The sequence below is a fragment of the Thermococcus sp. genome (assembly GCF_027012695.1).
In the GTDB taxonomy this organism is placed as follows: domain Archaea; phylum Methanobacteriota_B; class Thermococci; order Thermococcales; family Thermococcaceae; genus Thermococcus.
Genome location: NZ_JALUYR010000036.1, coordinates 1 through 12,141 on the forward strand (window position 1 = coordinate 1; position 12,141 = coordinate 12,141).

A 12,141-nucleotide genomic window follows, 5' to 3' on the forward strand; every position below is an offset into this window, starting at 1 on the left:
AACTCGGCCTTGAGCTCTGCCAACGCTTTGAGAACGCCCCTGTACTGAGTGTCTCCCTCGGGCTGGACGCTCTCCTGGAGGGGGTTCATGTGTATCGCCAGAGCATCGGCCCGAATTGTTTCAACAGCCTTAAGGGCCTCCTCGATACCGTAGCGCTCCGGTATCGTTTCAGAGAACTGAGGGGCGCCAAGGTTGCCGACGAGAAAAATGTCAGGAGCGACGTCCCTAACGTAGTAGCTCTCCCAGGTTTCCGGCTTCCTTATCATCGCCCTCTGACTGCCAACGCCCATCGGTATGTTGAGCTCCTGCGCGGCTTTGGCCAGGGTTTTATTTATCTTCCCCGCGAGCTGGGAACCCCTCGTCCCGCCGGTCATGCCGGCTATGAAGATTGGATAATCGAAGCGCCTGCCCAGAAACTCGACGCTCAGGTCTATTTCTTCCTTATCGATCTCCGGCAGGCTCATGTGGACGAAGTGCACATCCTCAAAGCCATTGCTCACATGAGCCTGAACGTTCCTCTTGAGGCAGTGTTCTATGTGCTCGAACTTTCTGATGATAGTGAGTTCCTCCCTGTCAAAGGCCTGCATTCACACCACCGGAAAAGAAATGGAGGGGGAAGTTAAGAGGTTTTTGGAAGGAGCCGTGGATCAGCCCACGATCCTCGTCCCAAAGCCGTCCCCCCGTATGGCACCGCTCAGTCTTCCAGGGACGAGGCCGTTGACGAACCAGACCTCGGAAAAGCGGGCCATCTTCAGGGCCTCCCGAAGCTTGTTGCCTATCCCCCCCGTCACGTCAACTCCGGCCGATGCGGAACTTCCGAGGAGATGCTCAACATCCCCTGCGGTGAGCTCGCGGATAAGTCTCGCGTTTTCATCCCCCGGAGCCCGGTCGTAGATTCCATCAACGTCCATCAGGAAAACGATCTTCTCCGGTTTGAGGACCTCCGCAAGGTAGGTGATGATCTGGTCGCCCGAGAGGATGTCTATACCCTTGGCGACATCAACGGAAACATCACCGAATAGTACCGGGATAAAGCGCCTCTCCAGAAGTTGTTTCAGGACTTCAACGTCGCCGCGGACAACCTCACCGTTCTCGGTTACGAAGACGGAGGAGGTAGAAACCGGGAAGGCCGGGAGCCCCTCGTCCAGGAAGGTCCCCACTATCAGATCGTTGGCCCTGAGCATTGCTCTGTGCGTTTCGGTAAACCCTATCCTCTTTATCTCCGGACAGCCACGCAGTCCGTCCCTTATCCTGTACCGTCTGGCCTGTGGATGTCCGAAGCTTCCGCCCCCGTGGACTATCACAAAGTCCTTCCCGGGGTAAAAGCGGGCAATCTCCTCAGCTATTCCCCTGACCGCGGCCCGGTTGAAGTTCTCAGGTTTTCCCCGCTTGTTACTGAAAACGCTCCCGCCGATCTTAACGATTATCATGGCAGAACCTCCTCTACGCGAAGTCCCTCCCCGCTTATCCTGGTTATCATCGGCGTCCCACCGGCTATGGTTATGGCCGTCGCGACCTCACTCTGCTTCTCCGGAGCTAATGCATACATACAGCCACCACCACCCGCGCCGGTTATCTTGGCACCGAGGGCTCCGGCGGTTCTCGCGGCGTAGACGAGTTCGCTGAGCTTTTTCGTCGAAACGCCGAGGGCATCGAGGAGGCCATGGTTGATGTTCATAAGCCGGCCGAGCCTGGCGAAGCGTACCTCCTCGTCGAGGTCCGAGAGGAGAACGTCCCGGGCCCTCCCAACTATTCTCCCCATTGCCGCCAGTATCGGCTCTATGACGTCGGGCATCTCCTCGCGGGTTTGCTTAACCATCGCCACAAGTTCCCTCGTCGAGCCGCTTGAGCCGGTGTAACCGACAACTATCGGCAGCTCCATGAAGGGCAGGTGCTCGAAGTTACCCTTCTCGTAGTGGATGAAGCCGCCTATCGCTGAAACAGTCGGGTCTATGCCGCTTGAGGCTCCCTGAACGAGGAGCTCAACCCTGTGGCCGAGTTTCCCGATCTCCTCCTTCGTCAGCTCAAGGCCGAGTAACTTCGAGACCGCGCCGATCGTCGCCACGGCAACCGCCGCCGAGCTTCCCAATCCTGCACCGACCGGAATCTGGGAAGTTATAGAGACGGTTATTCCCCTGCCGTTTGCATCGGCCTCGTCCCGAACGAGCTCTATCGCCTGCCGGACGTAGCTGAGGACCTCGGCGGCCCTCCCATAGTCACTCTCGAAGTATATCTCGTCCTCCGAGAAGGAGACGGTCAATCCCGGAACCCGGATGTCCCGGGCCTCTATTTTTATTGCCCCGCTATCGTTGAATTCGGCCCAGACGTACGTCCTCAGGTCAATGGCAGCGGCTATCGCAGGTTTTCCATAGACGACGCTGTGCTCACCAAAGAGTATAATTTTAGCCGGAGCTGAAGCCAGAACCCTCATTCTTGGTCCCCCACAATCGAAAGAAAAAGGAGGAGGTTTATGTGGCTTTTGGTACTCACCTCCGCATCACGATGCTCGCGTAACCGACGACGGCATCGGTCGAGCGGCTCACCTCGAAACTGGTAGTGTAGTGGAGCAATTCAGCCTCAGCCGCTCCAGCGAGCCGGGAATGGACTATCGCCGTTCCGACCGCCCCGGGTCCGCACATCGTATGGCGCATCTCCCTCAGCTCGCGGAACATCCCCTCCAGATCGAAGTCGAGGATCCTCCTTATCACGCGAAAGTCCCACTCCTTTATCCTGTGCGGCAGCTCCTCCGCGCGAACCCTGAAGGGAACGTAGCCATAGGCCGGGCCGTAGTGCATAAAGTCCGTGCTCGCGATGACCACGACGTCCCTGCCAAGCTCCTTCGATGCCTCGAAAATGGCCCTCCCCATTGCCCTGGAAACGTCCTCGTCCTGAATACCGAGGGTTATCGGGACGATCCGCACATCCTTTCCGGCGAGCTCAGAGAGGTACTGGATGAAGGGTACCTGGACCTCGATTGAATGCTCGTAGGCGTGCGCCACCTCGTCGAGATCCGCTATTTCCGAGAGCCTGGCCACGGCCCGCGACATCTCGGAATCAATCTCGATGCTCCCCAGGGGGGTAAGCCACTCGCCCTCCGGATAAACGGCTATCGGCGAGCCGAGGCCGGTGTGATTCGGCCCCAGTATGACGAAGGTCTCAGGTAAGCCGTCTTCGTAGATTGCCTTGTATGTCCTGCTCGCCGTGTAACCAGAAAATATGTAGCCCGCGTGGGGCGAAACGCCCGCCGTGATACTCCTCTCGCTCCCCTCCTCGCCGAGGTCCCTGAAGAACTCCTCCAGCATCTCCACCAACCTCTCGTCCGCCGGGTAGAAGCTTCCGGCCACGGCTGGATACCTGACTCCCACGATCTCACCTCCGCCGGATATTTGGTCGCAGGGGTTTAAATACCTTAGGTTAGTTTAAGGCCCGAACCCGTCAGGGGCAGGAGGACTTTCGAACCATCTGGAATCTCGCCGGTTTCCATCAACCGCCACAGGGCCGCGAGAACCACCGCCGAGGTGGACTCAACGAGAAAGCCCGCCCCCATCAGCCAGTCCCACGCCTCCTCCGTTTCCGGGGTTGTGACGCTCACGCAAAAGCCGTTCGTCTCCTCCAGCGCGCGCTTCATCTCCTCCAGGCGAGGAGGTTCCGGAATCGCTATGCCATCGGCAAGGTCATTTCTCTCATTGGAACGCTCGCAGAGGCTCTCGTAGCCGGAAGCCTGAACAGCAATCAATCTCGGAAGTTCGGGGATTTCACCCATCTTCTCCAGTTCCCGGAAACCCTTCCAGAGGCCGAGGAGAAGCGTACCGCTTCCGGTCGGAGCGAGAACGTAGTCGGGAATGTCAGCCTGCTCGTAGGCCTCGAAGGCTATTGTTTTTGTTCCCTCAATGAAGTATGGATTGAGCCAGTGGGAGGCGTAGGCCAGACCTTCCCTCTCCGCGAACTCCCTGGCCCTCCGGTGGGCCTCCATCCTATCGCCGTCAACGAAGTGAAGAACCGTGCCGAGCCTGATCAGAAGGGAGAGTTTCTGGGGCACTACCTCAGCCGGCAGAAAGACGTGGACTCTTATCCCTGCGGGAAGCGAATGGATGGCCATACTCAGGGCGGCGTTGCCTGAGCTGTCCAGGACGATCTCGTCGATCCCCTCCTCAATGAGCTTTGCCACCGTCACGAAGCTCCCCCTATCCTTGAAGGAGCCACCCGGCTGGAGGTAATCGAGCTTGAAGAGGCCGAAGATTGGCCCTAGCTGGAGGGAAACCGTGGGAGTGATGGCGGGTACAGGTGGGGGGAGGTAGGTTCCCCCTATAGGGAGGAAACCGAGGTACCGCCTCATGTCAAAATAGGGAAGCAGGTTACCGGAGAAGTCGTAGTGCTCCCTCTCCACCAGCAGGGTTCCGCCGCAGTCACACCTCAACCGGAAGGTTTCCGGATACGTTCTACCACACTTCGTGCACCGGAGCAAGACAATCACCCCGAAGGCTTTTTAGTCATGAGGTAGAATCTGGTGCGCGGAGCATAAAAAGGTGGTTGCCATGACAAGGTTCGTCTCGGCCGAGAGGCCTCAAACTGAGGAGGGCTACCAGTACCACATAGCCTGCAAGCCGGGAGATGTTTCAAGGTACGTTCTCCTTCCGGGAGATCCGGAGAGAGTTCCAAAGATAAGCTCGCTCTGGGACGAAGCTAAAGAGATAGCCTTCCACCGCGAGTACAGAACCCACACCGGCAAATACAAGGGGGTTCCAATAAGTGCCACATCAACGGGGATAGGTGGCCCCTCAACGGCCATAGCCATCGAGGAGCTCGCCGCCATAGGGGCAGACACCTTCATCCGGGTCGGTTCGACGGGTGCGATACAGCCGGGAATGAAGATAGGGGACCTCATCATAGCCAAAGCGGCCGTTAGACTGGAGGGGACTTCCAAGCAGTACGTAAGGGCGGAATACCCCGCATCGGCTGACATAGAGGTGACCCTGGCCCTCATCGAGGCCGCTGAAACGCTGGGAATCCCCTACCACCTCGGCATAACGGCCTCGACCGACAGCTTCTACCTCGGCCAGGGCAGGCCTGGTTTAAACGGCTACTTCCCGAGCTTCGCGAGGAACATCGTCGACGACCTCAGGCAGGCGAACGTCACGAACTTCGAGATGGAGGCCGCTACCCTCTACACTTTGGCCAACATCTACGGATTGAGGGCGGGTTGCGTCTGCGCGGTCTTCGCCAACAGGATTACCAACGAGTTCGGAAAAGCGGGAGAACGGGAAGCGGCTCTCGTGGCGAGCGAGGCGGTTAAGATACTCCACGAGTGGGATGGGGAGAAGGAACGGGCCGGGAAAAGGGTCTGGTTCCCGGGACTGAGGGGTTGATGTGTTATTATTTTTTATTTTCAATGCTCCGCTACAGAAACGTCCGAAAAGCTTCACTGAAAATTTGTGGTTCTTGAAAGAGTTTGATCTTTAAGGAATCCCGAGCCAGGAAATCCCAAATTAAGTTTGGAATTCAATTCACAAGGCATTCCGGAAAGAGTTCAAATTTTAACCGACGCTCGAAGGGCGCTTTAAGCAGTGAAACACTTCCCCATGAGCAAGCGAGTAAAACCCCTTCAGAATTAGAACATTGTAGAAAAGACACATAAAATCCGCCAGCGCTGTTGTGGTGCGGTGGCCGGGATTTGAACCCGGGCCAGCGGCGTGGCAGGCCGCTGTCCTAGACCAGGCTAGACTACCACCGCATCGAACCCGTTACATACTCATCAGGGGCCAATTTATAAATTTTTCGGTGAATCCGGACGGGGGAATGGTTAAATTTATAAAGACTTCTGGATAGGGGTTACCGGTCGTGCCCCGGTGGCCTAGTCTGGATAGGGCGCGAGGCTGCGGACCTCGAGGTCCGGGGTTCAAATCCCCGCCGGGGCGCCATTTCTAACGTCCCAAAACCCCGCAGGTTTTTTATAACCCTCTGCCCTACCCGTTCAAGGTGTCGCCATGGTCACGCTAATCATCGCAGAGAAGCCCAACGTCGCCAGAAAAATCGCCTACGCTCTGGCCGAGGGTAAACCCGTTAGGAAGACGATAGGAAAGGTAAGTTATTACGAATTCACCCGCGACGGCAAGAAGGTTATCGTTGCACCCGCCGTTGGCCACCTCTTTTCCCTTGCGCCAAAGACAAAAACCTACGGTTATCCAGTCTTCGACATTGAGTGGGTGCCAGTTTATGTCGCCGAGAAGGGGAAAAGCTACGCGAAAGACTACATAAAGGCCCTGGCGACCCTCTGCAAAAGAGCGGACGAGTTCGTGGTTGCCTGCGACTACGATACCGAGGGCGAGGTGATAGGCTATACCGCCCTCAAATACGCCTGTGGCGTTGACCCCTCGAAGGCAAAGCGCATGAAGTTCTCCGCCTTAACCAAGAAGGACCTCCTAAAGGCCTGGTACAACCTCGAGCCGACGATAAACTTCGGAATGGCAGATGCGGGAATAGCGCGCCACGTTTTGGACTGGTACTGGGGCGTAAACCTTTCGAGGGCACTCACCTCGGCCATAAAAAGGGCCAGCGGCAAGTGGATGGTTCTAAGCACGGGCCGCGTCCAGGGCCCAACGCTGAAGTTCCTCGTCGAAAGAGAAAAGGAGATAGAGAACTTCAAACCTACTCCCTACTGGGTCATCAAGATGCTCCTTGAGAAGAAAGGTGAGAAATACACGGCCAATTATGAAAAGGACAAAATCTGGGACGAGGAGGAAGCTAAAAAAATAGTTCAGGAGGCCAAGAAGGGGCCTGCCTTCGTTGAGAAAGTCGAGGTTAAACAGCAGCAGAGAAAACCCCCGGTTCCATTTGACCTCGGAACCCTTCAGAGGGAGGCATACTCAGCTTTCGGTTATAGCCCGAAGAAGACGCTGGAGCTTGCACAGCGCCTGTATGAGCGAGGATTATCGTCGTACCCGAGGACAAGCTCACAGAAGCTCCCCAAGAACCTGAACTTCCGCTCGATAATTCAAAACCTCGCCAAACTCCCCGAGTACAAGCCCCTCGCACATGCCCTCCTCGGAAAGGAGAGGCTCAAACCCGTCGAGGGCAGGAAAGAAGACCCGGCACACCCTGCAATATATCCTACAGGCGAACTTCCCAAGCCGGGGGAGCTTACCAAGGACGAGCAGAACCTATACGATTTGATAGTCAGGCGCTTTTTAGCTCTGTTCATGGAACCAGCCGTCAGAGAGACGATGAAGGTGACGATAAACTCCAACGACCACCGCTTCATCCTGAGCGGCGCGAGAACCGTCAAGGAAGGCTGGCTGAAAGCTTACGGCAAATACGTCAACTTCGACGAGGTTATCCTTCCGGCCTTCAAAGAGGGCGAGCCTGTGAAGGTCATCCAGATAAAGCGCGAGAAGAAGAAGACGAAGCCCCCGGCGCGCTACTCCCCGGCGGCAGTAATAAAGAAGATGGAAGACCTCGGCATAGGGACGAAGGCAACGCGCGCCCAGATACTCGAGACGCTCTACAGCAGGGGCTACATCGAGGGCAAGAAGAAGATAAAGGTGACTCCTCTCGGAATGAAGGTCGTAGAAGCCCTCGAGAAAAACGTGCCCGACATAGTGAGCGTGGAACTCACCAAAGCCTTCGAGGAGAAGATGGAGGAGATAATGGCGGGAAAAGCCAAGAAGGATGAGGTCATCGAGGAGAGCAAGGAGCAGCTGATAAAAATCCTTAAGGTCTTCAAGGAGAAGGAGCTCGACATAGGGAGGATGCTCCTTGAGACGACCGGAACCGGTGTCAGCACCTCCAAAACCGCAGCGAAGAAGGCAGGCGCCGTTAAAGAGCTGAGCGAGGAGGAAGAGCGCGATGTTCAGAGGACCGTTGACGGAAAAGAAGGCTCCACAGGAGACACGGGGACAGTAAAAACAGGGAAAAAGCCCCTCGTCATCGGAAAGTGTCCCAAGTGCGGCGGCGATCTGGTCGTCCGCTACAACAGGAAGACCGGCAAGCGCTTCGTGGGTTGCTCAAACTGGCCCAAGTGCGACGTCACCTATCCGCTCCTCCAGCGCGGCGAGATAATCCCGACGAACAAAACCTGCTGCGGTGCCCCCGTCGTCAAAATCCGCGAGAAGGGACGGGAGTATGAAGTTTGTGTTGACATGAAATGCAGGGACTGGAAGAAGGGAAAGAAGTGATCAGAGGAGCTCCTTAAGGAGGCTCAGCCGTCTCCTGCTCATGAGCACCTTCGGGTGCTTGAGAAGGGCCTTTATGACTTCGGCGTAGTCTCCAGAGGCTATCTTCTCGGCGTCTGCACCGCTGAGTATCTGGATGAACAGGTCGAGGTCTTCATCGGTGAGCTTTTCCGTAACGCGCCTGACCTTTAGAACCTTCTCAAGCCTCTTTCCGTCGGTCTCCCACCACTCCTTCGTGTAGTTCTGGAGGAGCGAGAGGTTTTCCTCTTCCAGGGCCTTTACAATCCACTTGCTCGCTATCGTTCCTGCCTCCATCGCTTCCGCCATTCCACCGCCGTGCATCGGGTTGACCTGTCTAGCTGCATCGCCGACAACCAAAACGTTGTCCTTGACGAGTTCCTTCACGAAGCCCCCAACCGGAACGACGCCGACGTTAATCTCCAGTATTTTCCTGGAGGGGATTCCATTTTCCCTCAACCACTTGTTGAGGTAGTACTTTGCCGTCTCCGGATGATCGGAGGCTATGCCTATTCCAACGTTGGCCCTGTCCTCGTCCTTCGGAAAGACCCAGACGTAGCCCCTCGGTGCAATCTCATTGCCGAACCAGAGGTGGATTAAATCCGGGTCAAAGCCCTCAATGAGCATCTCATACTCGTAGCTCGAGTCGAACTCGTGTGGCGGAGCGTATGTGTTTATACCGGCCTTTCTGGCTATCATGCTCTCGACTCCATCTGCTGCAACGATTATGTCCGCGTAAATTTCAACAGGCTCATCCTCGTGTTTGGCCCTGATTCCCGCTATCTTGCCGTCCTGCCTTATGACGTCCAGGGCCTCGGTTCTAGCTAAAACGTCCGCCCCGGCCCTTGCCGCGTAGTGGGCGAGCATCTTGTCGAAGACCTTCCTCTCGAGGATTACACCGCTGACCTCCTTATAGCGGAGCTCCAGCTCGTATCCTCCCGGAGAGTAGAGCTTAGCACCGTAGATCTCGCGGTTGATGAACCTCTTATCGTAGGGGATGTCGTATTTATCAAAGACCCTTATGCTTATTCCCTCGGCACACTGCTTCGGACTTCCTATGGCGGGTTTCTTGTCCAGGAGAAGAACAGAATAACCGGCTTTGGCAACGTTTCTGGCTATAATCGGCCCCGCGATGCCAGAACCGACGACGACAACATCGTATTTCCAGCTCATTCTTTCACCTCCAGGGGTTCGGCGCTGAGTGCCCCCACAGGGCAGGCGTTGATGCATATTCTACAGCTGATGCACTTGTCCTGGAAGAACTCCCAGCCGCTTGCGTGAACCTCTATAGCGAGCGTCGGGCAGACACCCGCGCAGCCACCGCAGAGGTAGCAGCGGTCTTCGTTAACGACAACCCTAATCCGTTCCGGCATCTCCTTCACCGCTCCTCTTTAATCGAATCCTGTCAATCTCGATTACCCCGTCTTTTATTTTTAACGGTACGAACCTGCCCAGTTCCTTTACCTTCGCCATGACCTCCCTCTCCTTCAGGTTGAACCGATCGCTGAGCTCGTCAACGGTTGCCCTTCCGTGGAGGAGAAGGTAATGGAGTACCGCCAGCTGGGTCATGTCTCCCGCCTCCTCGAGGTAGCGGGCCTTTATCCCCGCCATCAGTCCGTCCCGTCTGGCTTCAACGGAGCGGAGAGACCTGAGAATCTCCTCAAGCTCATCCGTCAGTTCGAGGAAGGAGTTTATCATCCCCAGAAGGTCGTCCCCTGCTTCGATCTCCGGGACCTCCAGGGGCTCGAGCTCCAGTCCCCGGTACCAGAAGAGGTTGGATGTTATGGTAACCACGTAGGTTCTGGCGATGTCTATGTCGTAGTACTTCCTGGCCGGTCCCAGGAAGGGGCCCTCCCTCTCATAAGACCGCAGGATGCCCTCGCGCTCCATTATCTTGAGGTGCTTTGCAACGGCCGTTGAGGAGACACTAACCTTGCTGCTCAAAAAACTGAAGTAGCACTCCGTGCAGGTGAGGTGACTCAGCAAGTCCCTCCTCACCCGGTTCCCCAGGATGTAGAAAATGTCGGGTTCAACCATGACCAGCACCCACCCAGATATGTTACGTAAAGCTTAAATACGGGACATTCAACCCTATTTCGAACCGATCTCTGGTTGAGAGTGGTTCGCGAGGATTATAAACCTTTAGCCGAGGAGGTGTGATGAATGGGACTGATTAGCGATGCCGACAAGAAGGTAATAAAGGAGGAGTTCTTTTCAAAGCTGACCAATCCGGTCAAGATCATAGGGTTCACGGGCAAGGAGCACTGCCAGTACTGTGACCAGCTGAAGCAACTCGTCCAGGAACTGAGCGAGCTCACCGACAAGCTCAGCTATGAGTTCCACGACTTTGACACGGAGGAGGGCAGGAAGGTTGCAGAGCAGTACAGAATCGACCGCGCCCCGGCAGTGACGATAACCCAGGACGGCAGGGACATGGGCGTCCGCTTCTTCGGTCTTCCGGCAGGTCACGAGTTCGGGGCGTTCCTGGAGGACATAGTGGATGTCAGCAACGGGACAACCGACCTCATGCCCGACACCAAGGAGGCCCTCAAAGGAATAGATAGGGACGTCAGGATACTCGTCTTCGTAACACCGACCTGTCCCTACTGTCCGCTCGCAGTTAGAATGGCCCACAAGTTCGCCATCGAGAACACCAACGCGGGCAAGGGCAAGATTCTTGGAGATATGGTCGAGGCCATCGAGTATCCTGAGTGGGCCGACCAGTACAGCGTCATGGCAGTGCCGAAGATCGTCATACAGGTCGACGGCGAGGACAGGGTCCAGTTCGAGGGTGCCTATCCAGAGAAGATGTTCCTCGAGAAGCTCCTCGCGGCTCTCGAGTGACTCCCAGTTCTCTTTATCCCTCTGTGTCAATGTTCCCCCATCAACTTCCCCGACTTTCCACGGAAAAGTTATAAATCCACGGCACCAGTCAACAACGGGGGAGTTCATGGGGATCACCATTGGCGGTGTCAGAATCGATTTTGCCGGAGAACTCGACGACGGTTTTGAGAAGGGTTTTAGAAGCCTGTTCGCGAGACGCTATCTCCCCGACGTCACGGTAACGGAAGGCGGAGAGCCGGGGGTCGTGATAGAGCGTTTCAAGGGGAATCGTTTCAGGGTTTTCGGTGCCGTTTACGATCACCTCGGAAGGGACGAGTACAAGGTGGAGTCGCCAGTCCCCTCTGCCTATGGCAACGAGGCGCCGATATTTTTTATTCTCCAGGCCGCGGCCAGGGCCGGTGCAAAAACGGGCAGGATCTTCATTACGGACTCGGTTGGCGTCGTCACGGAGGAGGAAAAGGCCGTCCTGTTCCTGGGCTACCCCCACACCGGGAAGAGCACGATCTCAGCTCTGGCCCTCTCGCGGGGACTTTCTGTTTTAAGCACCGAGAACACCGTGGTCGAGGCGAGGGAGGGAAGGCTCTATATAGTGGGCGGCACGGAGGTTCTAGTCTACGATCCGGGAGTTGAGAGGGTTTACGACCTCAGGATAACATACGACGAAAGAACGAGAAGCGGCTACCGGATAAAGGACCTTGTGGACGATGCCAGGAGAAGAGAACTCCTCAACAGGGGTGTGGAAATCGAGCGGATAATCGTCCTGCACGCGGCCTTCAACTGCGGCGAGGCCAGTTTCTCCGAGATAAGGGGCAGAAAAGTCAAAAAAACCCTCTGGTACTTTTCAACCGCGCTCATGAAGGGGCTAGACTACTACGAACCGATGCCACTCCACGTTCCGATGGGTGAGGAGATCACGCGGAACCTCCGCCTCTTTCTTGAAACAGCCTCCAGGGGTTACTCTGGCAGGATGTTCGAGGCCTTTGGCAACCATAGGGCGATCTTTGAGAAGGTTCTGTTTTAACCCGGAGTCTCGGTCCGCCTGAGTCCTATTGCTGGGGACGCTCCTTCCCCACTCCCCCTCAAAATAACTCCCCCTTCATCATAACTTCAC

Annotated in this window: 12 protein-coding genes and 2 tRNA genes; 5 read left to right on the top strand and 9 right to left on the bottom strand. The window is 56.2% G+C overall.

Annotated features, from left to right (window positions below):
* The 5 genes from MV985_RS02065 to MV985_RS02085 all read right to left on the bottom strand — a co-directional run.
* Nucleotides 1-587, bottom strand: a 587-nt coding sequence (locus tag MV985_RS02065) for an alpha-hydroxy-acid oxidizing protein (RefSeq protein ID WP_297459924.1), incomplete at its 3' end; no start/stop codon positions are given.
* Between the two features lie 60 nt (nt 588-647).
* Nucleotides 648-1,430 carry an isopentenyl phosphate kinase gene (locus MV985_RS02070; protein ID WP_297459932.1) on the bottom strand — a complete coding sequence of 261 codons (783 nt, stop codon included), beginning with the start codon at nt 1,428-1,430 and terminating at the stop codon, nt 648-650.
* Complete coding sequence (locus MV985_RS02075; protein ID WP_297459940.1) at nt 1,427-2,431, bottom strand: mevalonate kinase; 1,005 nt, start codon at nt 2,429-2,431, stop codon at nt 1,427-1,429. Before MV985_RS02075 ends, MV985_RS02070 begins: the two co-directional genes overlap by 4 nt.
* Nucleotides 2,432-2,486: 55 nt before the next feature.
* Complete coding sequence (locus MV985_RS02080) at nt 2,487-3,368, bottom strand: MEMO1 family protein (protein WP_297460008.1); 882 nt, start codon at nt 3,366-3,368, stop codon at nt 2,487-2,489.
* Nucleotides 3,369-3,409: 41 nt separating this feature from the next.
* Nucleotides 3,410-4,465 (bottom strand): pyridoxal-phosphate dependent enzyme, encoded by a 1,056-nt coding sequence (locus MV985_RS02085; RefSeq protein WP_297459949.1) that lies wholly within the window; start codon nt 4,463-4,465, stop codon nt 3,410-3,412.
* A 70-nt stretch (nt 4,466-4,535) separates the two neighbouring features.
* Between MV985_RS02085 and udp the strand changes: the two genes are divergently transcribed.
* Nucleotides 4,536-5,366 (top strand): uridine phosphorylase, encoded by an 831-nt coding sequence (udp, locus tag MV985_RS02090; RefSeq protein ID WP_297459957.1) that lies wholly within the window; start codon nt 4,536-4,538, stop codon nt 5,364-5,366.
* Between the two features lie 287 nt (nt 5,367-5,653).
* Here the strand turns inward: udp and MV985_RS02095 are convergent.
* Nucleotides 5,654-5,731: transfer RNA gene (locus MV985_RS02095), tRNA-Gly, on the bottom strand.
* 109 nt (nt 5,732-5,840) lie between these two features.
* On the opposite strand from MV985_RS02095, the gene MV985_RS02100 reads away from it, so the two are divergent.
* Nucleotides 5,841-5,918, top strand: a tRNA-Arg gene (locus MV985_RS02100).
* Nucleotides 5,919-5,984: 66 nt separating this feature from the next.
* Nucleotides 5,985-8,171, top strand: coding sequence for a DNA topoisomerase I (topA, locus tag MV985_RS02105; protein WP_297459963.1), 2,187 nt, complete (start codon nt 5,985-5,987; stop codon nt 8,169-8,171).
* Here the strand turns inward: topA and MV985_RS02110 are convergent, their stop codons facing one another.
* Genes MV985_RS02110 through MV985_RS02120 form a run of 3 tightly spaced genes read right to left on the bottom strand, consistent with a single transcriptional unit; the run spans nt 8,172 to nt 10,223 of the window.
* A complete protein-coding gene (locus MV985_RS02110; protein ID WP_297459969.1) occupies nt 8,172-9,359 on the bottom strand; it encodes an NAD(P)/FAD-dependent oxidoreductase in 1,188 nt (395 codons plus the stop codon).
* Entirely contained in the window at nt 9,356-9,559 is a 204-nt protein-coding gene (locus MV985_RS02115; protein WP_297459978.1) for a 4Fe-4S binding protein, read from the bottom strand. Before MV985_RS02115 ends, MV985_RS02110 begins: the two co-directional genes overlap by 4 nt.
* The gene (locus MV985_RS02120) at nt 9,543-10,223 is read right to left on the bottom strand and encodes a transcriptional regulator (RefSeq protein WP_297459986.1); all 681 of its coding nucleotides are present in this window, start codon (nt 10,221-10,223) and stop codon (nt 9,543-9,545) included. The genes MV985_RS02115 and MV985_RS02120 overlap by 17 nt, the downstream gene beginning before the upstream one ends.
* Nucleotides 10,224-10,349: 126 nt before the next feature.
* Here MV985_RS02120 and MV985_RS02125 point away from each other — a divergent pair, with 126 nt between their 5' ends.
* Together MV985_RS02125 and MV985_RS02130 are read left to right on the top strand one after the other, a co-directional pair.
* Complete coding sequence (locus tag MV985_RS02125) at nt 10,350-11,030, top strand: thioredoxin family protein (protein ID WP_297459994.1); 681 nt, start codon at nt 10,350-10,352, stop codon at nt 11,028-11,030.
* A 106-nt stretch (nt 11,031-11,136) separates the two neighbouring features.
* The gene (locus tag MV985_RS02130; RefSeq protein ID WP_297459999.1) at nt 11,137-12,051 is read left to right on the top strand and encodes a hypothetical protein; all 915 of its coding nucleotides are present in this window, start codon (nt 11,137-11,139) and stop codon (nt 12,049-12,051) included.
* Nucleotides 12,052-12,141: the final 90 nt, after the last annotated feature.